The sequence below is a fragment of the Streptomyces sp. SAS_281 genome (assembly GCF_052542855.1).
On the sequence record NZ_JBMNDO010000124.1, the window covers coordinates 1 to 23,990 of the forward strand.

Sequence of the window (23,990 nt, forward strand, 5' to 3'; positions counted from 1 at the left end):
CCCCCCCCCCCCCCCCCCCCCCCCCCCCCCCCCCCGCCGGCACGCCTTGTCGCGGCGTGCGGGGCTGCGCGACGATCCGTGCGGTCTCCCCGCGCTTCCACCGTGTCGCCGAGGAGTCCCGCGTGCCCGGAGACAGGCGGGACTCCCTCGTGGCGGCGGCCCCCGCCCTCGCCCTCGGCGTCGGTGGATCGGACCGGATCCCGGGCCCGGCAGCCCCGTTGCCGCCCGCGAAGCCCGGTAGGGACGAGGCGGTGCGCCCCGGGAGCAAGGCGCGGCCGGCCGCCCTCGACGGGCCATGACCCGGATCCGACTCGGCGCCGAGGTGACCGCCTCGCTCGACCGGAACGTTCCGCGGATCGGCGCGCCGGTCGCGTGGCAGGCCGGGTACGACGGCTGCGGGGTGAAGGTCGCCGTGCCCGACAGCGGCATCGGCGCGACGCCACTGCAGCGGCCCGATGACCGACTCCGCGTCCGGGCCACTGCGGGGCACCACGCTCTGCGTCCACGGTGAGGTGCCGGCGAAGCGCAGCACGGCAGTCGGCTCGTTCCCGGCGCCGTACACCGAGCCGACCGAGTACGCCCTGACCACGGACAGCGCGCGGGGCGCGGACCACTGGAAGATGTCCTCGCGCACCCACTCCGAACGGGCGCGGACGCTGAGCGCCGAGGCCTCGTACGACGACGGCGCCGCCTTGAGCCGGACGGCGGTCTGCGGCGGCGCGGACGGGCGGTTCACCGGCTCCCGCCCGCCATCCGGGGAAGAGCGGCTACGTGCCCCTGCGCACCGGCGCGGAGGGCGTCGCGGGCAACTCCGGCGAGCAGACCGCCACTCGCGCGTACGCCATCCAGTGAGGCGGCGGTGAATGCCCCGGACATGGTCGCGTCCTGGCACTCCACGTTCCGCCCCCCCAACCGTCCGGACGGCCGGTTGGCGAGTGGGCGCCATGTCGCCAACTCGTCAGCGCACGGCCCCCGGTGACTCGGTGTGCCGCTCCCATACTGCTGAGGTCACCACCTCGTGATCGTTCATGTGAAGGAGCGTGCGTGTTGAGGAAAGTCCCCCCACGACGGCGGACGGTCGTCGCAGCTCCGCATTCGGATGTCATGAGCCTGCCACTGACCGGCGTGCTCCCGGCGTCGACGGGGGCCCCGCCCGAGCCGAGCCTTCACGCGCGGAAGCCGGCCGGCGCGGTCCGTGAGCAGCTCTACGCGAAGGACGAGGTCGCCTTCCGGGAACAGCTCGGCGAGCAGGCAGACACCTCCGCCGCACGCAGGGTACGGAAGAACGCCGATCGGGGCCGTGCCGTCATCGCGGCCGAGAAGGCCGAGGCGGGGCGGAGCGCCGAGGGCGCCTACGAGTACCGCTCCGACGGCCTGCCGGAGGGCGTGTACGAGGTGGAGCGCGGGTTCGCCGAACTGAGCAGCGCGCAGCCCGGGGAGCGGCTGTTCGAGGTGCTCGCCGAAGGCATCCAGGAAGTTCCCGACGTGGACATCGCCCTGGAGGCAGGCGGCGACTACCGCGCGCTGGACAAGAAGTTCACCGTGCGCGTCACCGACGGGCACCTCGACCTGCGGTTCGCGAGCCCGGCCGACCAGCCGCTCGTGAACGCCGTCCGCGTCACCCACCGGCCCGGCCGGGGCTGACCCCGGCCCTTTCGACACGGCGCGGACCGGTCACCCGGCCGACCCGCACCAGCTCCGCCAATTTTCGGAAACCTTCGGAAAGAGAGTGTGTTCGTGAGACAGCAACTCAGGAGACGGCACGGCCTGTTGGCCGCCGCGCTCACCGTGGCCATGGGGGTTCCGCTCCTTGCGGCGGTGCCCTCGGCAGCCGCTCCCCCGCCCCCTCGGGTGACCGACCTGCGGAGCAAGGCCGACGCCGAGGTCGTCCGGCAGCTCGACAAGAAGGACACCGCAACCTTCTGGGTGCGGCTCGACTCGCAGGCCGACACCTCGGCGGCGAAGAAGCAGAAGACGCGGACGGGCCGGGACAAGGCCCTCATCGCGGCCAAGAAGAAGCACGCGGCAAACACCCAGGCCGGCGTCGAGGCCCTGGTGAAGGAGGCGGGCGCGCGCGCCACCTCGTACTGGATCAGCAACACGCTGAAGGTGACCGGCGACAAGGCTCTGGCGCGGAGGATCGCCGCCCGGCCCGAGGTCGCCTCCATCGAACCCGACCGGCTGCTGCAACTGCCCGACGAGTTCCCCGCCGAGCAGGAACCGAAGGTCGACGGCGTCGAGTGGAACCTCGAAAGCATCAACGCGCCAAAGGTCTGGGAGGATCTCGGCGTACGCGGCGACGGCATCGTCGTCGCCAACATCGACACCGGCGTCGACTACCAGCACTCGACGCTCATGAGCTCCTACCGCGGTCTGAAGACCGACGGGAGCTACGACCACGAGTACAACTGGTTCGACGCCACCGCGACCTGCTCGGGCGAGGCACCGTGCGACGATCACGGCCACGGCACCCACACCATGGGCACGATGGTCGGCGACGACCGCGACGGCAACGCGATCGGTGTGGCGCCGGGCGCCCGGTGGATCGCCGCGAAGGCATGCACCCCCCTCGGCTGCCCGCAGGACGCGCTGATGGCGGCCGGGCAGTGGATGCTGGCCCCTACGGACCGCGCCGGGAACAGCCCGCGCCCGGACCTCGCCCCCGACGTCATCAACAACTCGTGGGGCGCCGACATCGTCGACACCTGGTACAAGGACATGGTCCAGGCGTGGCGCGACGCGGGGATCTTCCCCGCGTTCTCCAACGGCAACGCGGGCCCGAACTGCGCCACGGCCGGCTCCCCGGGGGCGTACACCAACACCTACGCCACCGGCGCCTACGACAGCGCCGGTGACATCGCCTACTTCTCCTCCCGCGGCTCCGGCGAGGAGGGTGCGATCAAACCGGACATCTCCGCGCCCGGTGTCGATGTCCGCTCGGCGGCGCCCGGTGGCGGTTTCGCCGTCATGTCGGGTACGTCGATGGCCTCACCGCACACCGCCGCGACCGTGGCGCTGATGTGGGCGGCCTCCCCGGCGATCCGCGGTGACGTCGCGGCCACGGAACGGCTCCTCGACCGCACCGCTCACGACGTGGACGACACCACGTGCGGCGGCAGCGCCGCGAACAACAACGTCTACGGTGAGGGCCGGCTCGACGCCTACGAGGCCGTGGCGTCCGTGCCCCGGGGCCCCCTCGGCGGCCTCACCGGCACCGTGACCTCGGCCGGTGCCCCGCTGGCCGGCGCGACGGTGGAGCTGGACGGGCCGATGAACGCGCTCGCCGAGACCCGCGCCGACGGCACGTACAGCCTGCCGAAGCTGATGGTCGGCGACTACCGGGTGAAGGTCACGAAGTACGGCTACACGTCCGCCGGGTCCACCGCGACGGTCACCGAGGGTGCCACCGCCACCCGCGACCTGAGCCTGGCCGTCGCCCCCACGGGCACGCTCTCCGGCACCGTGAGCACCCGGTCCGGGCCCGAAGCCGGCGCGAAGATCGTGGTCGCGGGAGCACCCGCGAGCACAACCACCACGACCGCGTCCGACGGCACCTACAGCCTGGACCTTCCGGCCGGCTCCTACCAACTGACGATCACCCCGGTCTCGCGGTGCGCCACCATCGGTGCGTTCGGCATCGAGGCCGCCGCAGGGCCCGCCGGCAAGGACATCGTGCTGCCCGACCGCGGCGACCGCTTCGGGACTGTCTGCCGGATCTCGCACGACACCTCGTTCCCGGCCGGTTCGACCCGGTTGAACACCAGCAGTGACTACGAGGGCAGCGCCACGGTCCAGTTCCCCTTCCCGGTGGCGCTGTACGGAAAGACGTACACGAAGGCATCCGCGAACGTGGAGGGCTACCTCAGCTTCGAGACCTCGGTCGACCTCAGCTCCAACAGGTCCCTCCCGTACACCGGGTATCCCAACGGTTCGCTCTACCCGTTCTGGGACAACCTGCAACTGGCCACTCAGGACGGAGACGTCTACTGGTCGTCCCGCGGCGCCGCGCCCCATCGCGAGGTGATCGTGGAGTGGCGGAACATGGTGCCCAGTTCCGACCGCACCCAGCGGCTCGACTTCTCGGTCGTGATCGGTGAGGACGGCACCTACTCCTTCCACTACGGCGACATCACGGGCGCCGACCAGGCACGCGGTGCCGGGGCCACCATCGGCGCCGAGAACGCCGACGGCACCGACGCCCTTCAGTACTCGTACAACGACGCCTCGGTGGAGAACGGCCTGGCCGTTGAGTTCCTGCCGACCAGGAGCGCTGCGGTGAGCGGCACGGTCACCGACGGCAACGACGGCAAGGCGCTCGCCGGCGCCACGGTGACCATCAGCCGCGACGGCAAGCCGGTCGCCACCGGGACCACGCTGTCGAACGGCGGCTACCTGGTCCAGACTCCGGTGACCCGCGACAAGGCGGACTACGAGGTGACCGTCTCCGCCCCGCACTACACCGCGTACAGCCACACCGTCGCCCTGGCGACCGGTTCGGCCGAGCAGCTCTCGACGGCTCTCGCGACGGGCAAGGTCTCGGCCACCCCGGCTTCCGCGGCGACCGTCGTCGTCCCCGCCGAGGAGAGCCGGACACGCACCGTGACCCTCGCCAACACCGGCGCCGGCAGCGCGTACACCGTCGCCGAGGCGGGCGGTGCCGCCTGGTTGACGGCAGCTCCCGCCGAGGGCCGCATCGACAAGGGCGGGGAGCAGAAGGTCGTCCTGACCTTCGACGCGCGCGGCGTAGCGCCCGGCACGGTCCTCAAGGGCACCGTCGTCGTCGCGTCCGACAGCGGTCGCGCACCGGAGATCAAGATTCCGGTGACCGTTGCCGTACCCGGCTACCGGACCGCGATCGACAGCGGAGCCGGCAAGGCGTCCACCGACTCCGCCGGGGAGGCCTGGTCGCCGGACGTCACGTACACGGCGGGGTCGTACGGGTTCATCGGCCGGTCCACGAAGGTGAAGACCGCCAACGCCATCGAGGACACCGTCGACGACCGGCTCTTCCGTACGGCACGCGAAGGCGCCGTGGAGTACCGCTTCGACCGCGTGCCCGACGGCACCTACCAGATCGAGCTGGACTTCGCCGAGCTGGGCGGAACGGCTGCCGGTAAGCGGCTCACCGATGTGCTGGCCGAGGGTGCGGTGCAACTGCGCGATCTGGACATCGTCTCCACCACCGGCGGCGGTTACCGCGCGCTGGCCCAGTCCTTCACGGTCCGGGTCACCGACGGCCAGCTGAATCTCCGCCTGGTCGCGACCGGTGCGGAGAAGACCCTCGTCAACGCCGTCCGCGTCACCCAACGTCCCGACCTGAGCAGCTGACCACATGAGGAGAACGACAGACGTGAACCGACACAGATCCCGGTGGCGGGCGCTGCTCGTCACCGCACTGGCCACGACGCTGGCAGCGCCCTTGCTGGGCGCGCTCCCGGCCGTCGCCGCCGATCCGGAACCGACCGTCCCGACGGCCCTGCGGAGCAAGGCGGACGGCGCCCTGCTCCAGGACTTCGCCCAGCACGACGAGGTGTCGTTCTGGGTACAGCTCGACTCACAGGCCGACACCTCGGCAGCGAAGAGGGAGGCCACCAAGGCGCGCCGGGGCCGCGCGGTCCTGAAGGCGAAGACCGCGTACGCCGAGAGCTCGCAGAGGGGGCTGCGGGCGCTGCTGGAGAAGGCCGGCGCCTCCTACGAGTCGTACTGGATCAGCAACTCGGTCAAGGTCACCGGCGACAAGCACCTGGCCTCGCAGGTAGCCGCCCGCTCCGATGTCGTGTCGATCGCGGCCGACGACACCATCCCGCTGCCGCCCGCGGTCAACGGCACCGACGAGGCCAAGGTCGACGGCATCGAGTGGAACGTGGACCGCGTCAACGCGCCCAAGGTCTGGAACGAGTACGGCGTGCGTGGCGAGGGCGTCGTCATCGGCAGCATCGACACGGGCGTCGACTTCCAGCATCCCGCGCTCGCGGCCGCGTACCGGGGCCTGAAGGCCGACGGCACGTACGACCACGCGTACGACTGGTTCGACGCGACCCGCACGTGCGGCACTGCCGCCCCCTGTGACGACATAGGGCACGGCACACACACGATGGGCACCATGGTCGGCGACGACGGCGCCGAGAACGCCATCGGTGTCGCACCGGGGGCCCGTTGGGTGGCCGCGAAGGCGTGTACCACCGCCGGCTGCCCGCGGGACGCATTGCTCGCCGCCGGGCAGTGGATGCTCGCGCCGACCGACGCGGACGGTGAGAATCCGAGGCCCGACCTCGCCCCCGACGTCATCAACAACTCCTGGGGCGCCGGCGACCTGGACACCTGGTACCAGGCGATGGTCCAGTCCTGGCGGGACGCCGGGATCTTCCCGGCCTTCTCCAACGGCAACACCGGACCCTACTGCGACACCGCCGGCTCCCCGGGCGCGTACACCAACACGTACGCCTCGGGCGCCTTCGACAACAACAACAGGATCGCGTCCTTCTCCTCACGCGGTCCCGGTGTCGACGGCACGGTCAAGCCGAACATCTCGGCGCCCGGTGTGAACGTCCGGTCAGCCGTTCCCGGCGGTGGCTACACCGCGAAGTCGGGTACGTCGATGGCCTCGCCGCACACCGCCGCCACGGTGGCGCTGCTCTGGTCGGCCGCCCCCGCGCTGCGTGGCGACGTCACCGCGACGGAGGGCGTGCTGAACAAGTCCGCGATCGATGTCGACGACACCTCCTGCGGAGGCACCGCGGACTTCAACAACGTCTACGGCCAGGGCCGGCTCGACGCGTACAAGGCCGTGGAGGCCGCGCCGCGCGACCATGCCGGCACGCTGACGGGCACGGTCACGGCGGGCGGCGACCGCACCGCGGACGCCGAGGTCTCGGTGGCCGGTCCGACGCGGGCGACCCTGACGACGAAGAAGGACGGCACCTACGCGTTCCCGCGTCTGGTGTCCGGCGACTACACGGTGACCGTGACCAAGTTCGGTTACGTCACCGACTCGGCCACGCTCGCCGTCACGGACGGCGGCTCCGCCGTGCACGACGTCGCCCTGGCCACCGCCCCCACGGGCACCCTGGCCGGAACGGTGCGCAGCGACTCCGGCACCGAGGCGGACGTCGCCATCAAGGTGCAGGGCACACCGGTGCGCGCGTCCACGGCATCCGACGGCACGTACAAGCTGACGCTGCCCGCGGGCAGTTACCGGATCAGCCTCACACCGCTCAACCACTGCGCGGCGGCCGTCGGCATCGTCGCCGACGTGGTGGCGGGCTCCACGACGAAGGACATCGGCCTCGCCACGCGCACCGACGCCTTCGGCACCACATGCCGGCAGGTGTCGGCGCAGTACCCGGCCGGTGAGGACAGGCTCGGCATCAGCCCCTCGTCCTCGGCGTATCAGGCCGTCGCACTGCCGTTCCCCGTGGCCCTGTACGGCCACACGTACGACAAGGGCTGGGTGGCCCGCGACGGTCAGCTGATCTTCGGCTACCTCGCGCTGTACGAGAACGGTCCGCTGCCGGCCAAGGGCGGCGCCAACGGCGCCCTCTATCCGTTCTGGGACAAGCTCTCCATGGATGCCGCTTCCGGCGTCTACACCTCGGTGCGCGGGACCGCCCCGCACCGGGAGTACGTGGTCGAGTGGCGCGACATGCTGATCGCCCGGGACACCTCGAAGCGTGTCGGTTTCGCCGCCGTGATCGGTGAGGACGGCACATACAGCTTCCACTACAAGGGCCTCGACCCGAGCGAGAAGGGCTTCGAGCAGGGCACGGGCGCGACCGTCGGCGCCGAGAACCACGACGGCACGGACGCGCTGCAGTACTCGTACAACGAGCTGTCGCTGCGCGACGGGATGGCGATCCGGTTCCGGCCCGAGGGCCACGCGGTGGTGTCCGGCACGGTGACCGACGTGAACGACGGGAACCCGGTCGCCGGGGCCTCCGTGAAGGTCACGCGGGGCGGCACCGCCGTCGGGACGGCCACCACGCGAACGGACGGCGCGTATCTTGCGCAGGTCCCGGTGAGCGCGAACGCCACCCATCAGATCGCGGTCTCGGCGCCGAACTACACCACCTCCAGCCGCAGCACCGAACTGGGCAGCCTGTCCGCGGTGCGCACCGAGACCGCCCTCACCACTGGCGCGGTGCGGGCCGACAACGCGGACGGCTGGCAGCTGACCGTTCCCGCCGGTGAGCAGCGCGAGCGCACCCTGACGCTCACCAACGAAGGCTCGGCCGCCCAGTACACCGTCGCGGAGAAGTCCGGCGCCGCCTGGCTGAAGATCGACCCGGCCTCCGGCACACTCGCGGCGGGCGGCCGGCGGGAGGTGAAGCTGACCTTCGACACGGCGGCGGCGACGCCGGGCACCGTGTACCGGGGCACGCTCGTGCTGACCTCGCAGAGCGCGCGTGCGCCGTCGCTCTCGCTGCCGCTGAAGCTGGTGGTCCCGGCCTATCAGCGGGGCGTGGACGTCGGCGCGGACTTCGCGTCGGTGGACGCGCTCGGTGACTCGTGGAGCGCGGACCGCGCCTACGCGCAGGGCGATTTCGGGTTCATCGGCAAGGACACCGCACTCACCTACACGCGCAAGGACATCGCCGGTGCCGGCAGCTCCCCGGCGCAACAGCTGCTGCGCTCGGGGCGTGAGGGTGTGGCCGAGTACCGGTTCGACGGGGTTCCGTCCGGCGTCTACCAGGTGGAACTGGGCTTCGCCGAGGCCGTCGGGACGAAGCCGGGCGCGCGCGTCTTCGACGTGTTCGGTGAGGGCGCGGAGATGGTGCCGGACGTGGACGTACGCCTGGAGTCGGGCGGCGTTCGCACCGCTCTGTTCAAGACGTTCACGGTGAAGGTCACGGATGGCCGGCTGAACGTGGGCTTCGGGGCGGTCACCGGTACGACGTTGGTCAACTCGATCCGAGTGACCCAGCGTCCGGACCTGACGGGCTGATCGGCGGCAGGCACACAGGCGGGGCCGCCACGGAGACACCTCCGGGCGGGCCCGCCGCACACTTGCCCGGGCTCACCCCTGCCCGTACCTTACTCTGAAGTAAGTTTACTTCAGAGTAAGGAGTTTGCCTTGACCGCCTATCGGACCCTGCTGGTCGGCACGGACGGATCGGAATCGTCGTACAAGGCCGTCGAGGCCGCCGCACGCCTCGCCGCCGTGTGCGGCGCCGAGCTGGTCGTCACGTGTGCGTACGCTCCCATGCGTGGACCCGAACTCGCCTCTGCACAGGACCAGTTGGGCACTGAGGCGTACCAGGTGGTGGGCTCGGCGCCGGCCGAGGAGACCCTGAGGATCGCGAGAGACCGCGCCCGTCTGCAGGGCGCGGCCGAGGTGCGGACGGTCGCCGTGGAGGGCGAGCCGGTCCCCTCCCTCGTGCGGACGGCCCGGAAGTGCTCGGCCGACCTCCTGGTGGTCGGCAACCGGGGGCTGCGGTCGCTGGCGGGCCGGCTCCTCGGCTCGGTGCCGGCGGACGTCGCCAGGAAGGCCGGTCTGGACGTCCTGATCGTGCACACCACGTGAACGGGGTGCAGGACGGCGCGGGCCCGGGATCCGTCGAGGAGGTGCTGCTCGGCGGCGGCCGGGTCTGGACGCGGCGGGAGGTGGCCGCGCGCGCCGGGGTGGAGTTCGAGCGTGCCGTACGCGTGTGGCGCGCGCTCGGGTTCCCAGCGGTGGACGACGAGGCCGAGGTGTTCACCGACGCCGACATCGAGGCCCTGCGCGCGGGGGAACGCCTCATCGCGGCCGGGCTGATCACCGAACACAGCGAGACCCTGATGGCCCGGGCCCTGGGCCACCACCTCTCCCGGCTCGCCGACTGGCAGGTGGACACCCTGCGGGACTGGATGGGGCGCGGCGGAGAGCCCTCGCCCGGACGGGAAGCCCTCCTGGAGCACATGGCGGCGCTGCTGCCGGAGATCGAGCGCGTCCAGCGGTACGTCTGGCGCCGCCATCTCGTGGCGCACACCGGGCACGTGCCGGACGGCGAGCGGGAGGGCGGGGCCGTGGCCGGCGACGCGCACGTCCGGGAGCGCGCGGTCGGGTTCACCGACATGGTGGGCTACACCCGGATGACCCGTGGCCTGGACGGCGCCGAACTGGTGGGCGTGCTCGACCGGTTCGAGACCATGACCGGCGATGTGGTGGCCGAGGGCCGGGGCCAGGTGGTGAAGACCATCGGCGACGAGGTGCTCTTCGTCTGCGAGTCGGCGGCCGACGCCGCCGGGATCGGCCTGGAGCTGACGGCGCGGGCCCAGGCCGATCCGAAGCTGCCGCAGGTGCGGACCGGACTGGCCCACGGACCCGTGATCGGCCGCTTCGGCGACGTCTACGGGGAGGCGGTCAACATCGCGGCCCGGCTCACCGCGGTGGCCCGCCCCGCGTCCGTCCTGGTCAACACCGCGCTCGCCGGGGAGCTCGCGGGGGCGGCGGCGTACACGCTGAGGCCGCTGCGTCCGGTGTCGGTGCGCGGCTACAGCCGGCTGCGGCCGGTACTCCTGCGGAGGGGCGGGCCCGGTTCCTGAGCCGACGAGGTGGCCGGGGGCGCGTGCCGGTGGCGGACGGACCGCCCGGCACGGCGTACAAAAACAAGAGCAGGGAGAGTCCTCTCCCTGCCGTAACCAACTTATAGCGCACCGGGGGGCTTGCGGCAAGGGCCGGGTGGTGCCGCAGAATCATCGGCCTGACCAACCCGACCTGCGGAAATGAGGACGCTGCGTGCGCGAGCGCTACGTGTGGGAGCTGAACGAGGCCGATGGGGCGCCGATCGCGGACGTCGGCGGCAAGGGCGCACATCTGGCCATGCTGTCGCGGATCGAGGGCGTCCGGGTGCCGGGCGGGTTCTGCGTCACGACGGACGCCTTCCGGCGCGTCGTGGCCTCCGAACCGGCGGTCGGCGAACAGCTCGGGCGGCTGGCCGGCGTGGACCCGGACGACCGGGAGGCCGTACGCACCCTGAGCGCGGAGATCCGGCGGACCGTCGAGGGTCTCGCCCTGCCGGAGGACCTGGTGGCGGCGGTCGGCGGGGCACTCGCCCGGCACGGCGAGCACGCCGCGTACGCCGTACGGTCCAGCGCGACGGCGGAGGACCTGCCGACGGCCTCCTTCGCCGGCCAGCAGGACTCCTACCTGAACGTCGTGGGTCCGGAGGCGGTGCTCCGGCACATCCGCCGGTGCTGGGCGTCGCTGTTCACCGAGCGGGCCGTGACCTACCGCCGGCGGGGCGGCATCGACCACCGCACCGTGCACATGGCCGTCGTCGTGCAGCGGATGGTCTTCCCTCGGGCGTCGGGCATCCTCTTCACGGCCGACCCCGTCACGGGGAACCGCAGGGACGCCACGGTGGACGCCGGCTTCGGGCTGGGCGAGGCCCTGGTCTCCGGACTGGTCAACCCGGACGTCTTCACCGTGCGCGACGACCGGATCACCCACCGGTCGATCGCCTCCAAGCAGCGCGCCGTCGAGGCCCTGGAAGGCGGTGGCACGCGGGAGGTGGCGGTCGACGCACGGCGACGGGAGGAGCCGGCACTGACGGACGAGCAGGTGCTCGGGCTCGTCCGGCTCGGACGGCGGATCGAGGCGCACTTCGGCCGCCCGCAGGACATCGAGTGGTGTCTGTCCGACGACGGTTTCCGGATCGTCCAGAGCCGGCCGATCACGACGCTGTTCCCCGTCCCGGAGGCGGCGGACGACGGCAACCACGTCTACGTCTCCGTCGGGCACCAGCAGATGATGACCGACGCGATGAAGCCCCTGGGCCTCTCGATGTGGCGGCTGACGGCCATGGCTCCGATGCTGGAGGCCGGCGGACGGCTTTTCGTGGACGTCACCCGGCGCCTCGGCTCGCCCGCGGTCCGGGCCGGGCTCCTGGACATGATGGGCAAGGGCGACCCGCTGGTCAGGGACGCCCTGGAGACCGTCCTTGCTCGCCCCGGCTTCGTCCCGGCGCTCCCGGACCCGGCGCCCGCAGCGCCGCCTGCCGGTGGCGCGCCCGCGCCGATCGCGACCGACCCGGCCGTCGTCGCCGAGCTCGTCGCGCGCAGCGAGGCGTCCGTCGCCGCCCTGGCGCGCGATCTCGGACGCACTCCGGGCCGGCTCTGTTCGACTACCTGCCGACGGCCTTCGAGGAGCACAAGCGGGTGCTCGCCGACCCCGTGAGCATGCAGGCGATCATGGCGGGGATGGAGTCCACCTGGTGGCTCAACGACAAGCTGCTGGAGTGGCTCGGCGAGAAGAACGCGGCCGACACGCTCACCCTGTCCGCCCCCGGCAACGTGACCTCGGAGATGGGGCTCGCTCTCCTCGACGTCGCCGACGCGATCCGCCCGCATCCGGAGGCGGTGGCGTATCTGCGGGGTGCCGTGGACGACGACGGCTTCCTGGACGGCCTGGGGAAGGTCCCGGGCGGGGCGGAGGCGCGCGAGGCCATCGAGGCGTATCTCGACCGGTACGGCATGCGGTGCGTCGGCGAGATCGACATCACCCGGCCGCGCTGGAGCGAGCGCCCCACCGCGCTCGTGCCGGTGATCCTGGACAACGTACGGCTCTTCGGGCCGGGCACGGCCGCGCGACGCTTCGAGGAGGGGCGGCAGAAGGCTCTCGCGAAGGAACGGGACGTGCTGGCACGGCTGCGGGCGCTCCCGGACGGGGACCGCAAGGCCGACGAGACCAAGGCGATGATCGACCGGGTCCGCACCTTCATCGGCTACCGCGAGTACCCGAAGTACGGGATCGTCTGCCGCTACTTCCACTACCGGCAGGCCCTCGTACGGGAGGCCGAGCGCCTGGCCGACGCCGGGGTGCTGGCCGACCGTGAGGACGCCTCCTACCTCACGCTGGAGGAGTTCGGTGACGCCGTGCGCTCCGGCGCGGTGGACCAGGACCTCATCCGGCGGCGCAGGGAGCAGTTCCGGGCGTACAGCGCACTCACCCCGCCCCGGGTGCTCACCTCGGACGGCGAGGCGGTGCACGGGGCGTACCGGCGGGACGACGCGCCGGAGGGCGCGCTGAACGGCCTGCCGGTCTCCGCCGGGACCGTCGAGGGAAGGGCCCGCGTGATCCTGGACGTGGCCGAGGCGGACCTCGAAGCGGGCGACATCCTGGTCACCACCTTCACGGATCCGAGTTGGTCCCCGCTGTTCGTCGGGATCGCGGGTCTGGTGACCGAGGTGGGCGGGCTGATGACGCATGGCGCGGTGATCGCCCGGGAGTACGGGCTGCCGGCCGTCGTGGGCGTCGAGCACGCCACGCGGCGCATCCGGGACGGACAGCGCATCCGTGTCCACGGCACCGACGGGTACATCGAGCTGCTGTCCTGACGGCGGGGCGGTGGGTGGCCGGTTCCGTACTCTGGAGGGCATGCGCATGCGCCCCACTCTGAGCTGGACCCCCACCGCGGGGCTGCCCCCGGCCACCACCGACCTGGAACCCGTCGTCGAAGCGCTCGGCCGGGGCGGTGTGCTGGTGCTGAGCGGGGCCGGTATCTCGACGGAGTCCGGCATCCCCGACTACCGGGGCGAGGGCGGAAGCCTCAGCCGGCACACGCCGATGACGTACCAGGACTTCACGTCCGGCGCCCCGGCCCGGCGCCGGTACTGGGCGCGCAGCCACCTCGGCTGGAAGACGTTCCGGCGCGCCCTCCCGAACGCCGGTCACCGGGCGGTCGCCGCGTTCGGGCGCGGTGGCGCGCTCGCCGGGGTGATCACCCAGAACGTGGACGGCCTGCACCAGGCCGCCGGCAGCGAGGACGTGGTGGAGCTCCACGGGGGCCTGGACCGGGTCGTCTGCCTGAACTGCGGCACGTTCGTCGCGCGGCGCGAGGTCGCCCGGCGCCTGGAGGAGGCGAACCCCGGGTTCCAGCCGGTGGCGGCCGGGGTCAATCCGGACGGTGACGCCGACCTCACCGACGACCAGGTCGGGGACTTCCGGGTGGTGCCGTGCGAGGTGTGCGGCGGCGTCCTCAAGCCGGACGTGGTGTTCTTCGGCGAGTCGGTACCCCCGGCGCGGGTCGAGCACTGCCGCGAGCTGGTCCGTACGTCGGCCTCGCTGCTCGTTCTGGGATCCTCGCTGACGGTGATGTCAGGGCTGCGGTTCGTCCGGCAGGCGGCGCAGGCCGGGAAGCCGGTGCTCATCGTCAACCGCGAGCCGACCCGGGGCGACGTCCAGGCCGTCACGCGGATCGGGCTCCCGCTGGGGGCGGCCCTGGGAACGGTGGCGGACCGGCTGGGACTGCGGGTGGACGACTAGCGGGCAGGCCGGGTGAGCTGGGCGCGTACCCATGCCGGGTCCGGGTTGGTGTGGGGCCGCCCCGCCACGAAGACGGTCGGCACGGTCTCGTTGCCGTCGTTGACCGCCCGCACCGCGGCGGCGGCCTCGGGGTCGCGCCAGATGTCGACCCAGTGCAGCCGGCGGGCGTGCCGGCGCAGCCGGAAACGCAGCCGCAGACAGTACGCGCAGCCCGGCCGCCAGAAGACGACCGGTCGGCCGTCGGCGGCGCTGCGGCGCCGGGCCTCCGCCGCGCTGACCGACCTCGGGAATACCAGGGGCGAGTTCAGCGCCGCGCACAGGGCGAAGGCCAGCAGGAGGATGGCGCCTTGACGGGTGCTCCCCCAGACGAACAGGCCGGCCGCGCCGACCGCGCCGGAGGTCAGGAACAGGATCGGCAGCAGCCAGACACGCCTCATGGCGCGCCATGTTACCGACGCGCCGGTACGGCCCCGGATCCGGGCCGCCGCAACCGCCACCACCGGCGCCCCCGCCTGTCCTCGCCCCGCACGGGATCCGGCGGCGGCTCCACGCAGGTCCGGGCGGTGAGCTGCGCCGGCAGGCCGACGCGGCCGGGGTGCACGCAGACCGGCGCCCGGGTGTCCACGGTGTACCGGAAGCCGTCCGCCGCGTCGAACGGCCAGTCCCGGCTGGGCCGGTCGGCGACGAGGAAGCCGGTGCGCGGCAGCCGCAGCGCCGGGCAGAACCAGCAGCACGGGTAGTCCGACTCCGGGTCGATGAAGGGTGCCTCGGCGTCGTCGTCCATATGTCCAGGAAGGTAGCGCACGGCCGCGCGGCCCGGCCCCGCTCAGCCCGCGGAGGGCCGCCAGTCGTCCGGCCAGGGCACGGCACGGGCGGCGGCCCCCGGCACGCCGAGGCTGGTCCGTGCGAGGTCGACGTAACGGTCGCGGGCCTGCCGGAACTGCAGGTACGCCTGGTCCCAGTCCTGCTCGACCGCGGTCCCGACCCCCCGGGCCAGGGATTCCAGCCGCCACAGGCAGTGGTCCACGGACTTGGAGGCGGTGTTCGCCTCCGTGTCGCCGAGCAGGCCGAGCGTCTCGGAGAGCGCGGAGCGCCGCGACTCCAACTGGCCCACCTCGGCCAGGATCTCGGGCGTCTCCTCCACGGGGATGGGACCGGTCGTGAGGCCCCGGCCGGCGGCGAGCATCTGGTAGCGCGCGGCCAGCTCCTTGACCGCGTGGGCGTAGTCGGCGTAGGCGGTGAGGCGTCGTTCGTCCCACCGGACGGACTGCTGCCTGCGCCATCGCGTGCGCTCGTTGGCGCTGGTCACCAGGAACGAGGTGACGGCGCCCACGGCGACGCCCGCGAGCGGCAGTATCTGTGCGGTCAGACTCACGAAGGCCCCCGGTCGGTCCTGTGCACGGCGGAAGAACCATAACGTTCCGGCGTACGGGCCTGCGCGGCACCGATCGCCGTGCGGCGGATAACTCCTCGCGCTCTCCGGCCGCCCGCGGGAACACTGTGCCGATGAACGCACCCACCTTCACCACTCCCCAGCGGCGTGCGCTCGCCCATGTCGCGGGGCTCGTGTCGGGTCCGGCGATGGACCCCGGCCTGCGCGTGACCCTCAACTTCCACCCTGACCGGCTGCTGGACGGCAGGCCCCTGCTGGAGGCGATGGCCGGGACCGGCGTCTACTCCTCGCAGTTCGTGACCGGCACGAGCAACGGCGGCCTGACGGCCCGTCCGGGCGGTGACCGGTGGCGCTGGGAGAGCAGGATCTTCGGGGGTGCGTACGACGGCGCACCGGGGGCGGAGCGGCCCGTCTACGGGGCGCTGGACTTCCGCCGGTACGCGGTCGGCGGAGCGCCGAGGTACGGCTCCGCGCACTTCCGGCTGGACGCCGGGGCGTTGGAGCGTACGACCTTCTGCTATCCGGACAGCTGCCTCGAACCCAGGGACTTCGGGGTGGCCGCGCGCATGGACCTGATCGCCCTCGCCCTGGCCGATGAGCAGGACGTGCTCGACGACTACATCGAGGCGCAGGTGCACGGGCCGGTCCGACCGGACCGCCATGTGGAGGCGCTGGTCCTGGACCCGTGCTACCGGGGCACCGATGTGGAGGCGTCCGCCGGGCGGCTGGGCTGCCCGGTGGAGTGGCACCCCGGGTTCCGCCTCACGGTGGACGAGTTGCGCCGGCATCCCGGCTACCGGGGACAGGAGTACGTCGATCTGGGCGAGGCCATCGCCGTGGACGGCGTCCTCGCCCCCCTTGTCATCGGGGCCGCGGCGCGCGCGGGGCGCTTCGATCCTCAGGCGGTCAAGAAGGTGTGGCACTGCCTGGCACGCTTCGGCTTCCCGTACCAGAACCGGCCCGCGGCGGTCACCGTTCCTTCGGCCGAGCCCGTGCCGGCCGGGAAGGACGGATGACCGGGGGGCCTGCCGTGCGGGGCTGGGTGTCCACATCCGCAGGACGGCCGCCCCGGCCATGGAGCACGTGTGCCCCGTGGCGTCGCCGCCAACGGTGGCGCGGGAATTCTTCTTCGGCCGAAAACGATGGGAATGGTCCGCGTGCGACGGGGAATCCGATGATCGTCGTGAGCGACGCCCCTGCCCCGGCCGCCCCCGCGGCCCGGGAGGGTCGGTTCAGTTGAGGAGGAGTTGGCTGTGCTGCTTCCCACGCCCGCAGACCTGCGTGCCGCCCTGTCCCGTTATGCGGACGCGGTGATCGAGGACGAGCGCCGTTCCACGCCGGAGACCATCCGGCAACGGGAGGACACCGCGTACACCCTGTGCGTCATGACGGGTGTCAGTGACGTGCGCGAGGCCCTGAGCACCGCCGACGCCCTGCTGACCCGCCGCGCCCCGGAGACGGAGGCCGACCGGCCCGATCACTCGGGGGCCGTCCCCGTCTGAGGTACGCGCAGCGGGTGGCACCGGCCGTCGGCACCCCGGGTCTCCCGGGGCGCCGACGGCCGGCGTGCGACGGCCCCGGGCCGCCTGGAGAGTCAGGCCCCCGGCAGGAACAGGCAGAACGGGTGGCCGTGGGGGTCGCGCAGCACACGGACGTCCTTCTGGGGCTGGAGCTCCTCCAGCTTCGCGCCCAGGGCACAGGCCCGCTGCGTCTCGGCCTCCAGGTCGTCCACCTCCAGATCCAGGTGCGCCTGCATCTGCTGGGTGCCCGGGAGCTGCGGCCACACCGGAGGTGTGTGGTCCGCTTCCAGCTGGAAGCTGAGGCCGGGGCGCTCCTGTCCGGGAGCCCGCAGCCGGACCCATGCGGGGTCCCGTTCGACCTCCTCCCAGCCCAGCAGGGCACGGTAGAAATCGGCCAGGGCGGCGGGGTCGGGCGTACCGAGCACAAAGGCTCCGAGCTTCGTCGTCATGTCCCTCACGTTGCCCCGGCACCCGTGCCCATGCATCCGGGGGTGTGGGAGCCGGGCCGCCGGGTACCCGGGATTCCTCCCGCCGCATACGGGACCGGCGTGCCCGGCCGCGGCCGACCCGATGGAGGACGCGGTACCGGATGACGTTGGTGCACGGCATATACGCGGCTGCGGGGATCGGCATCCTGACGGCCGCCGTCCTTCCCCCGCTCGTCCGTCGGCGTCCCTTCTCGATGCCCATGGTGTTCCTCGTGGCGGGTGCGGCGATCGCCCTGCTGCCGCTCGGCGTGCCCGTCGTGGACCCCGTACGGGACCGGCTGTGGGTCGAGCATGTGACGGAAGTCTGCGTGATCGTCTCGCTGATGGGGGCCGGGCTCGCGATCGACCGCCCTTTCGGATGGCGTACCTGGGCGGGGGCGTGGCGTTTCCTGGGGCTCGCCCTGCCGTTGACCGTCGGGGGCGTGGCATGGCTCGGGGTGTGGCTCATGGGCTGGCCGCCGGCGGTGGCCCTGCTGCTGGCCGGTGTGCTGGCGCCGACCGATCCGGTGCTGGCCGCGGAGGTGCGGGTCGGGGAGCCGACGAGCGGGGACGACGAGGAGGACGAGGAGGAGGTGCGGTTCACGCTGACCTCGGAGGCCGGTCTCAACGACGGGCTCGCCATGCCGTTCGTGCTGGCCGCCGTGGCGCTGGCGGCGACGGCGGGCGACGGCTGGTCGGCGGGGTGGATCGGGCACTGGCTGCTGGCCGATGTGCTGGTGCGGGCGGCGGTCGGACTGGTCGCGGGGGTGGCCGTGGGGCGGCTGCTCGGCCGGCTGTTCTTCCGCTCCCGGCACGTCCGCCTCTCGCAGCAGATGGAGGGCTTCACCGCGCTGGGGGCCACGTTCACCGCGTATGGGCTGACCGAGCTGCTCCACGGGTACGGATTTCTCGCGGTGTTCGTCACGGCGTGCACCATCCGGGGCGCCGAACGCGGCCACGGCTACCACCAGGTGTTGCACGGCTTCAGCGAACAGATCGAGCGTCTGCTGACCGCCGTGCTGCTGTTCCTGCTGGGCGGCTACCTGGTCGCCGACGGGCTGGCGGACCTCCCGTGGCAGGGGGCGCTCCTCGGCCTCGTCCTCGTCCTGGTGATCCGCCCGGCCGCCGGCGCCGCCGCGCAGCTGGGCTTTCCGGCCGGGCCGCGCGAGCGGGCGGTCACGGCCCTGTTCGGCATCCGGGGCATCGGCTCGCTCTTCTACCTGGCGTACGCGCTCGGCGAAGGGCCCTTCACGCGGTACGCCGACGAGCTGTGGGCGGTCACGGCGTTCACGGTCCTGGTCTCCGTACTCCTGCACGGTGCGACGGCGACCCCGGTGATCCGGCACCTGGACCGGCGGCGGGAGCGCGTTTCCTAAGGTGCGCGGCCCGGCCGGACGGTCACCACCATGCAGACCGGGTCCATGGGGTCCACCAGTTCCGCCGTCGCGACGGCCACGAGGTGCGCGGGCGGCTCGCCGTCCAGCAGGGCGCGCACGTACGCGAAGGCCGCCGCGGGCGACAGGCCCGGCACCTTGCCGCGCAGGGCCCGCACCGCGGGCAACTGCCCGCGGCCGGCGGCGACCGCCCGGACGGTGTCGTGGAGGTCGTCCACCGCCGTCCGTACGGGCAGTTCCCGGATCCGGCCGCGGTAATCGTCCTCCCATGCCCCGGACATCGCCGAGACGGCGCCGATCCGGTGCAGTCCCCCGTCGACGCGGTCGACCAGATACGGTCCGATGCCCACCAGCATGTGCCTGAAGGACTCCGTGCGCAGGTAGTCCACGGACTGCCAGGAGACGATCCACACCAGTTCGTGTTCCTCGACGTGGCCGACGGCCACGGCCGGCTGTTCCACGCCCCTGGCCGCCCACTCCCGGTGCTCGCGTTCCAACTGCTCCTCGACGAGGCGCACCGCCGCTTCCCGCTCGATCATCCTCCGAGCCTTCCGTACGGGCCGGCATGCCGTCTACTCGGTCCGCAGAGCCGCCGCCGTGCGGGCCCTGGCGGCCCAGCCCGCGGGAAGCAGCGCGCCCAGGGTGGCGATGACGAGGCCGCCGAGGACGAGCGGGAGCAGTCCGGCCGAGGGGTAGACGGCGAGGACGGAGCCGGGGAGGCGCAGTCCCACGCTCTCGCCCATCGCGGGGAGTACGCGGCGGTGCAGGGCGATGCCGAGGGGCACGCCCATGCAGCCCGCCGTCAGGCCCGTGACGGCCACGGAAGTGAGGACCATGGCGACGGTCTGCCCGGGCGTCATGCCGAGGGCCTTGTGGATGCCGATCTCCCGGACCCGCTCGCGGGTGTCGAGGAGCACCCCGTTGAGCACGCCGAGCGCGGCGACGGCGACGATCATCAGCGTGAGGATCGCGGACAGGGCGTTGAGCGTCGCGACCATGTCCCCGCCCGCGCCGAGCCCGCCTGCCCTGGCCGTGGCGCCCAGGGGGCGCAGGGTCTTGGCGAGCGTGCCGGCGTAGGCGTGCGCGTCGGTGCCGGGTGCGACCGCGATGTGGTGGCTGGTCTCCGTCAGGTCCGGGTGGGCCGCCTTGAGCGTCGCGGCGTCGGTGAAGACCTGCATGCCGTCGTTGCGCGGGTCCAGGACCTCGCCGACGATCCGTACGGTGACGGGCGCGCCCAGACCCCCCAGGGTGAGGGTGTCGCCGATGCGGGTGCCGGTGGCGGTGAGGAACGGGGACGGGACGGCGGCCTCGCCGGGCCGGGTGATCCAGCGTCCGGCGACCATGGTGTAGCCGCCCCAGGAGGCGTCTCCGGTGAAGGCGACGACGTCGGTCGTGCCGGTGAGCCCGTCCACCGTGGCGCGGACCGTGGAGGCGCGGTAGTACTTCGCCGTGCCCGGGGTCGCCTTGATCGCCGCCGCGACGGCCGTCGGGTCGGCCGCGGTCCGCCTCGCGGGGCGTTGGGCACCCGGGGGCCCGAAGTCCGGCTGGGGCGCGGGCACGACGACGTCGGCGGCGTCGTGCGCCTTGGCCTTCATCACCTCGCCGAGTGAGGCGGCCATCCCGAAGGTGAACGTGACGGCGACGGTGCCGAAGAGGATCGCGGCGCCCATGGCCAGCGCGCGGGCGGGCCGGGCGAAGGGCCGGACCAGGCCGAGCGCGACGGGCTCCGGCAGCGGCAGGCGTCCGGCGAGGCGGGCCGCCCACCGGCCGCGCGCCGCCGACGCGGTGCGCCCCACGGCGAGCGCGTCCACCGTACGCAGCCGGCCCGCCCGCCAGGCGGCGGCCCACGCGGTCGCCGACACGAGGCCGAGCGCCCCGGCGACCACGGCCACGTCGACCCGGGGGGCCACGGCCAGGGACGAGGTGCCGTACGCCTCTTCGGTCTCGGCCATCACGGGGACGGCGAGCAGGTGTCCCGCGACGAGGCCGAGGACGGTGCCGGCGGTCGCGGGGATCAGCGCTTGGCCCACGTACGCCCGTACGACCTGGGCGGGGGTGAAGCCGAGGGCCTTGAGGATGCCGATCCGGCGCGTCCCCGTACCGACGGCGGAGGCGACGACGTTGCCGACGGTGAGCACCGACATGACCACGCCCAGGGCGCCGAACGCGAAGAGGAAGGGGACGTACAGGGCGGTGTCCTGCTCGGCGCTCCTCCTGACGGTCAGCCAGGACTGCTCGCCGGTGGCGGCGGTGGCGGGCAGGGATGCCGTCACACTCCTGCCGCCCGCGGAGATGCGCGCGGCGGTGTCCGCCTCGGCGAAGCGGTAGAGCATCTGGTAGCCACCGCCGCCGGGCGGGGTCAGGGCCGGCATCTGGGCGGGGACCACCCAGGCGTCGGAGGTGCCGGTGACCGAGCGGGCGACGCCGACGACGGTCAGCGCGGGGTCGCCGGCCAGCCCGGTGAAGCGGATCTCCTTGCCCAGTACGGGGAAGAGGGAGGAGCCGGCGGAGAGAACGATCTCGCCGGGGCGCGCGGCCCAGCGGCCCTCGGTCAGGGCCACCTGGTCCACGTCGTCGCCCGGGGCCGCCCGGCCCGTCACGGTCATGGGCCAGCCGGGGCCGGTCGCGTCGGCGCGCGGGGTGACCGTCGCGGTGCGGAAGGGGCCCGCCGCCGCGCGTACACCGTCGGTGTGCCCGGTCTCCGCCAGCTGCCCGGCGCTCACCTCGTCCGCATGGAACCGCACGGACAGGTGGGCGCCGTGCTGTCGGGCGAACGCGTCGTCGAAGGGGGTACCGGAGACCACGAACAGTGATCCGGCGAGTACGGACGCGGCCACGGCCATCATCACGGCGAGTGCGATGACCAGCGTCTGCACGCGGCGCCGCCCCGCTCCGGAGCGCACCACCCGGCCGAGCGCGCTCATCGGACGGTCTCCGGAGCGGCGGCCGTCGAGGGCAGGTCGTGAGTGACGCGGCCGTCGGCGATGCGGATCGTCCGCCGGGTGCAGGAGCGGGCCAGCGCGAGGTCGTGCGTGACGAGGACGACGGTCTGGCCCTGGGCGTTGAGTTCGGTGAGCAGCCGGCTGACGTCCTGTCCGGCGGCGGTGTCGAGGGCCCCGGTCGGCTCGTCGGCCAGGAGCAGCGCCGGGCGGTTCATCAGCGCCCGGGCCACGGCGACGCGCTGGCGCTGGCCGCCGGAGAGGCGGCCGGGGCAGGCACGGGCATGGCGTTCGATGCCGAGCTGTTCGAGGAGTCCGGCCGCCCGGCGGGCCGCCTCGCCCCGGGACATGCCCGCGAGACGGGCGGGCAGGGCGATGTTGTCGGTGACGGTCAGGTCGTCCAGCAGGTTGAAGAACTGGAAGACCATGCCGATCCGGGCGCGCCGGTACAGCGCCGACGCGGCCTCGCCCAGCTTGTCGACGCGCACGCCGTCGACGGTGACCGTGCCGGTGTCGGGGCGGTCTAGGCCGGCGACGAGGTTGAGGAGCGTCGACTTGCCGCTGCCGGAAGGGCCGAGGATCGCGACGGCCTCCCCCGGCCGCACGGTCAGCGACGCCTCGTGCAGGGCGGGCGGCCCGTCGTCGTAGCGACGGCTCACCTCGCACAGTTCGATCAGTGGGCTGGTCATGGCGGGGCTCCTGGGTGATGTGCGGTCCGGTGGCGTGAACGCTAGGAGCGGGCCGGGTCCCCGCGCGTCGGCCGCCCGGCCCCCTTCGCGGTCCGGCGTCGGGATGAGCGGCGCGCTCGTCGTCCTCACGATGTAGGCGCGTGGTGTACGCGTCGTCGCCGGAATGGGTACGGGGGCGGACTCCCCGGGGCCCGCGCGACCGCGAGAATGCAACGGTGACGGACGGACGTGCGAAGCTGGGCCGGCTGTGGGAGGACGCTATCCGGGCGGGCGGCCCGCCGCCCCGTCCCACCCCGCGTGCCTGGCGGTTCGACGCGCTGGTGGCGCTGGTCCTGGGCGTCGCCACCGTGTACTACGGCGTGGACAACGCGGACAACGTGGTGGTGCGGGTGGTCGGCGGCACCGCCTATGCCTTGGAGCGTCCGTCCGGCACCGGCGGGATGGCCTTCATGGTCACGCTCGCGGCTGTCGCCTCGGGGGCCCTGGTGCTGCGCCGCCGTTTTCCGCTGGCCGTGCTGTGCGTGGTGACGGCCGCGACGCTGGCGACCCCGCAGAGCGTGATGCGCCTGACGTTCTACGCGTTCGTGATCGCGGTGTACGGCGCCGCGGTGTACAGCCCGCGCCGGGTGGCGACGCTCGTGGCGCTGCCGGTGTCGGTGGCGCTGGTCGGGACCTCCGGGAACTCGGTGACGCCGATCGTCCCCAACGAGTACATCGCGCTGCTGATCCTGATTCCGATGGCCGTGGCCGCCGTGGGCCTGCGGACGTGGAAGCTGCGGTCCGACGAGGGGCGGACACGGCTGTCCGTCCTGGAGCGCGAGCAGGAGGAGGCGCTGCGCCGGGCCGTGGAGCAGGAACGGGCCAGGATCGCGCGCGAGTTGCACGATGTCGTCACGCACAACGTCAGCGTGATGATCATCCAGGCGGGTGCCGCCCGCACGATCATGAGGTCCTCGCCCGAGCTCGCCGGCGAGGCGCTGCTCGCCGTGGAGGCGGGTGGCCGGGCGGCGATGACGGAACTGCGCCATGTGGTGGGCCTGCTGACCACGACCACCGAGGGCGGAGAGGCGGATCCCGATGCGGTGGTGCCGGCGCCGCAGCCCGGGCTCGACCAGCTGGAGGTGCTGGTGGGGCGGGTCCGGGACGCGGGGCTGCCGGTCGGGCTGGCGGTGACGGGGCGGGCCCGCCCGCTGCCGCCCGGCATCGAACTCGCCGCGTACCGGGTCGTCCAGGAGGCCCTGACGAACACGGTGAAGCACGCGTCCGGCGCGTCGGCGGCCGTCTGCGTCGCGTATGGACCCCGCAGGCTGCGGGTGGAGGTCACGGACACCGGCGGGGGCCCGGGC

General features: G+C 73.0%; 19 protein-coding genes and 1 pseudogene. 13 read left to right on the plus strand and 7 right to left on the minus strand.

The features are described 5' to 3' along the window. The first annotated feature begins 122 nt into the window (after positions 1 to 122). From ACN6LM_RS31910 to ACN6LM_RS31950, 9 genes and pseudogenes are all read left to right on the plus strand, one after another. Positions 123 to 299 (plus strand): hypothetical protein, encoded by a 177-nt coding sequence (locus ACN6LM_RS31910; protein WP_445068893.1) that lies wholly within the window; start codon positions 123 to 125, stop codon positions 297 to 299. Further along, positions 296 to 511, plus strand: a complete 216-nt coding sequence (locus tag ACN6LM_RS31915; RefSeq protein WP_445068894.1) for a hypothetical protein — start codon at positions 296 to 298, stop codon at positions 509 to 511. Before ACN6LM_RS31910 ends, ACN6LM_RS31915 begins: the two co-directional genes overlap by 4 nt. Positions 512 to 1,104: 593 nt before the next feature. Then, on the plus strand, positions 1,105 to 1,644 hold the full coding sequence (locus ACN6LM_RS31920; RefSeq protein ID WP_445068895.1) for a malectin domain-containing carbohydrate-binding protein: 540 nt from the start codon (positions 1,105 to 1,107) through the stop codon (positions 1,642 to 1,644). Between the two features lie 93 nt (positions 1,645 to 1,737). Continuing rightward, on the plus strand, positions 1,738 to 5,328 hold the full coding sequence (locus ACN6LM_RS31925) for a S8 family serine peptidase (protein ID WP_445068896.1): 3,591 nt from the start codon (positions 1,738 to 1,740) through the stop codon (positions 5,326 to 5,328). Between the two features lie 22 nt (positions 5,329 to 5,350). Beyond that, on the plus strand, positions 5,351 to 8,941 hold the full coding sequence (locus tag ACN6LM_RS31930; protein WP_445068897.1) for a S8 family serine peptidase: 3,591 nt from the start codon (positions 5,351 to 5,353) through the stop codon (positions 8,939 to 8,941). 129 nt (positions 8,942 to 9,070) lie between these two features. Next, positions 9,071 to 9,520 carry a universal stress protein gene (locus ACN6LM_RS31935; RefSeq protein WP_445068898.1) on the plus strand — a complete coding sequence of 150 codons (450 nt, stop codon included), beginning with the start codon at positions 9,071 to 9,073 and terminating at the stop codon, positions 9,518 to 9,520. Next, positions 9,517 to 10,521, plus strand: a complete 1,005-nt coding sequence (locus tag ACN6LM_RS31940) for an adenylate cyclase regulatory domain-containing protein (protein WP_445068899.1) — start codon at positions 9,517 to 9,519, stop codon at positions 10,519 to 10,521. The genes ACN6LM_RS31935 and ACN6LM_RS31940 overlap by 4 nt, the downstream gene beginning before the upstream one ends. A 193-nt stretch (positions 10,522 to 10,714) precedes the next feature. Further along, positions 10,715 to 13,314, plus strand: a pseudogene (gene rph, locus ACN6LM_RS31945) (rifamycin-inactivating phosphotransferase). 40 nt (positions 13,315 to 13,354) lie between these two features. Then, entirely contained in the window at positions 13,355 to 14,242 is an 888-nt protein-coding gene (locus tag ACN6LM_RS31950; protein ID WP_445068900.1) for an NAD-dependent protein deacetylase, read from the plus strand. Here ACN6LM_RS31950 and ACN6LM_RS31955 read toward each other — a convergent pair. The 3 genes from ACN6LM_RS31955 to ACN6LM_RS31965 are packed head-to-tail and all read right to left on the minus strand — an operon-like array spanning position 14,239 to position 15,617. Continuing rightward, positions 14,239 to 14,679, minus strand: a complete 441-nt coding sequence (locus tag ACN6LM_RS31955; protein WP_445068901.1) for a glutaredoxin domain-containing protein — start codon at positions 14,677 to 14,679, stop codon at positions 14,239 to 14,241. The two genes, ACN6LM_RS31950 and ACN6LM_RS31955, sit on opposite strands and share 4 nt — an antisense overlap. Before the next feature lie 11 nt (positions 14,680 to 14,690). After that, on the minus strand, positions 14,691 to 15,026 hold the full coding sequence (locus tag ACN6LM_RS31960; RefSeq protein WP_445068902.1) for a hypothetical protein: 336 nt from the start codon (positions 15,024 to 15,026) through the stop codon (positions 14,691 to 14,693). A gap of 42 nt (positions 15,027 to 15,068) precedes the next feature. After that, positions 15,069 to 15,617: a hypothetical protein gene (locus ACN6LM_RS31965; protein WP_445068903.1), complete on the minus strand. Its 549-nt coding sequence runs from the start codon at positions 15,615 to 15,617 to the stop codon at positions 15,069 to 15,071. A gap of 206 nt (positions 15,618 to 15,823) precedes the next feature. Between ACN6LM_RS31965 and ACN6LM_RS31970 the strand changes: the two genes are divergently transcribed. Both ACN6LM_RS31970 and ACN6LM_RS31975 read left to right on the plus strand, forming a co-directional pair. Further along, on the plus strand, positions 15,824 to 16,651 hold the full coding sequence (locus ACN6LM_RS31970; RefSeq protein WP_445068911.1) for a DUF3626 domain-containing protein: 828 nt from the start codon (positions 15,824 to 15,826) through the stop codon (positions 16,649 to 16,651). 237 nt (positions 16,652 to 16,888) lie between these two features. After that, a complete protein-coding gene (locus ACN6LM_RS31975) occupies positions 16,889 to 17,137 on the plus strand; it encodes a DUF5133 domain-containing protein (protein ID WP_445068904.1) in 249 nt (82 codons plus the stop codon). A 92-nt stretch (positions 17,138 to 17,229) separates the two neighbouring features. On the opposite strand, the gene ACN6LM_RS31980 is transcribed toward ACN6LM_RS31975, so the two are convergent. After that, positions 17,230 to 17,604: a VOC family protein gene (locus ACN6LM_RS31980; protein WP_445068905.1), complete on the minus strand. Its 375-nt coding sequence runs from the start codon at positions 17,602 to 17,604 to the stop codon at positions 17,230 to 17,232. Between the two features lie 140 nt (positions 17,605 to 17,744). Between ACN6LM_RS31980 and ACN6LM_RS31985 the strand changes: the two genes are divergently transcribed. After that, positions 17,745 to 18,998: a cation:proton antiporter gene (locus tag ACN6LM_RS31985; protein ID WP_445068906.1), complete on the plus strand. Its 1,254-nt coding sequence runs from the start codon at positions 17,745 to 17,747 to the stop codon at positions 18,996 to 18,998. Here the strand turns inward: ACN6LM_RS31985 and ACN6LM_RS31990 are convergent. From ACN6LM_RS31990 to ACN6LM_RS32000, 3 genes are read right to left on the minus strand one after another with little or no spacing between them, the layout of a single operon-like run. Next, complete coding sequence (locus ACN6LM_RS31990; protein WP_445068907.1) at positions 18,995 to 19,555, minus strand: YrhB domain-containing protein; 561 nt, start codon at positions 19,553 to 19,555, stop codon at positions 18,995 to 18,997. The genes ACN6LM_RS31985 and ACN6LM_RS31990 overlap by 4 nt on opposite strands. Positions 19,556 to 19,588: 33 nt before the next feature. Next, positions 19,589 to 21,940 carry an ABC transporter permease gene (locus ACN6LM_RS31995; protein WP_445068908.1) on the minus strand — a complete coding sequence of 784 codons (2,352 nt, stop codon included), beginning with the start codon at positions 21,938 to 21,940 and terminating at the stop codon, positions 19,589 to 19,591. Further along, the gene (locus ACN6LM_RS32000; protein ID WP_445068909.1) at positions 21,937 to 22,644 is read right to left on the minus strand and encodes an ABC transporter ATP-binding protein; all 708 of its coding nucleotides are present in this window, start codon (positions 22,642 to 22,644) and stop codon (positions 21,937 to 21,939) included. The genes ACN6LM_RS31995 and ACN6LM_RS32000 overlap by 4 nt, the downstream gene beginning before the upstream one ends. A 215-nt stretch (positions 22,645 to 22,859) precedes the next feature. Between ACN6LM_RS32000 and ACN6LM_RS32005 the strand changes: the two genes are divergently transcribed. Next, a partial coding sequence (locus tag ACN6LM_RS32005; protein WP_445068910.1) for a sensor histidine kinase occupies positions 22,860 to 23,990 on the plus strand: 1,131 nt, incomplete at its 3' end.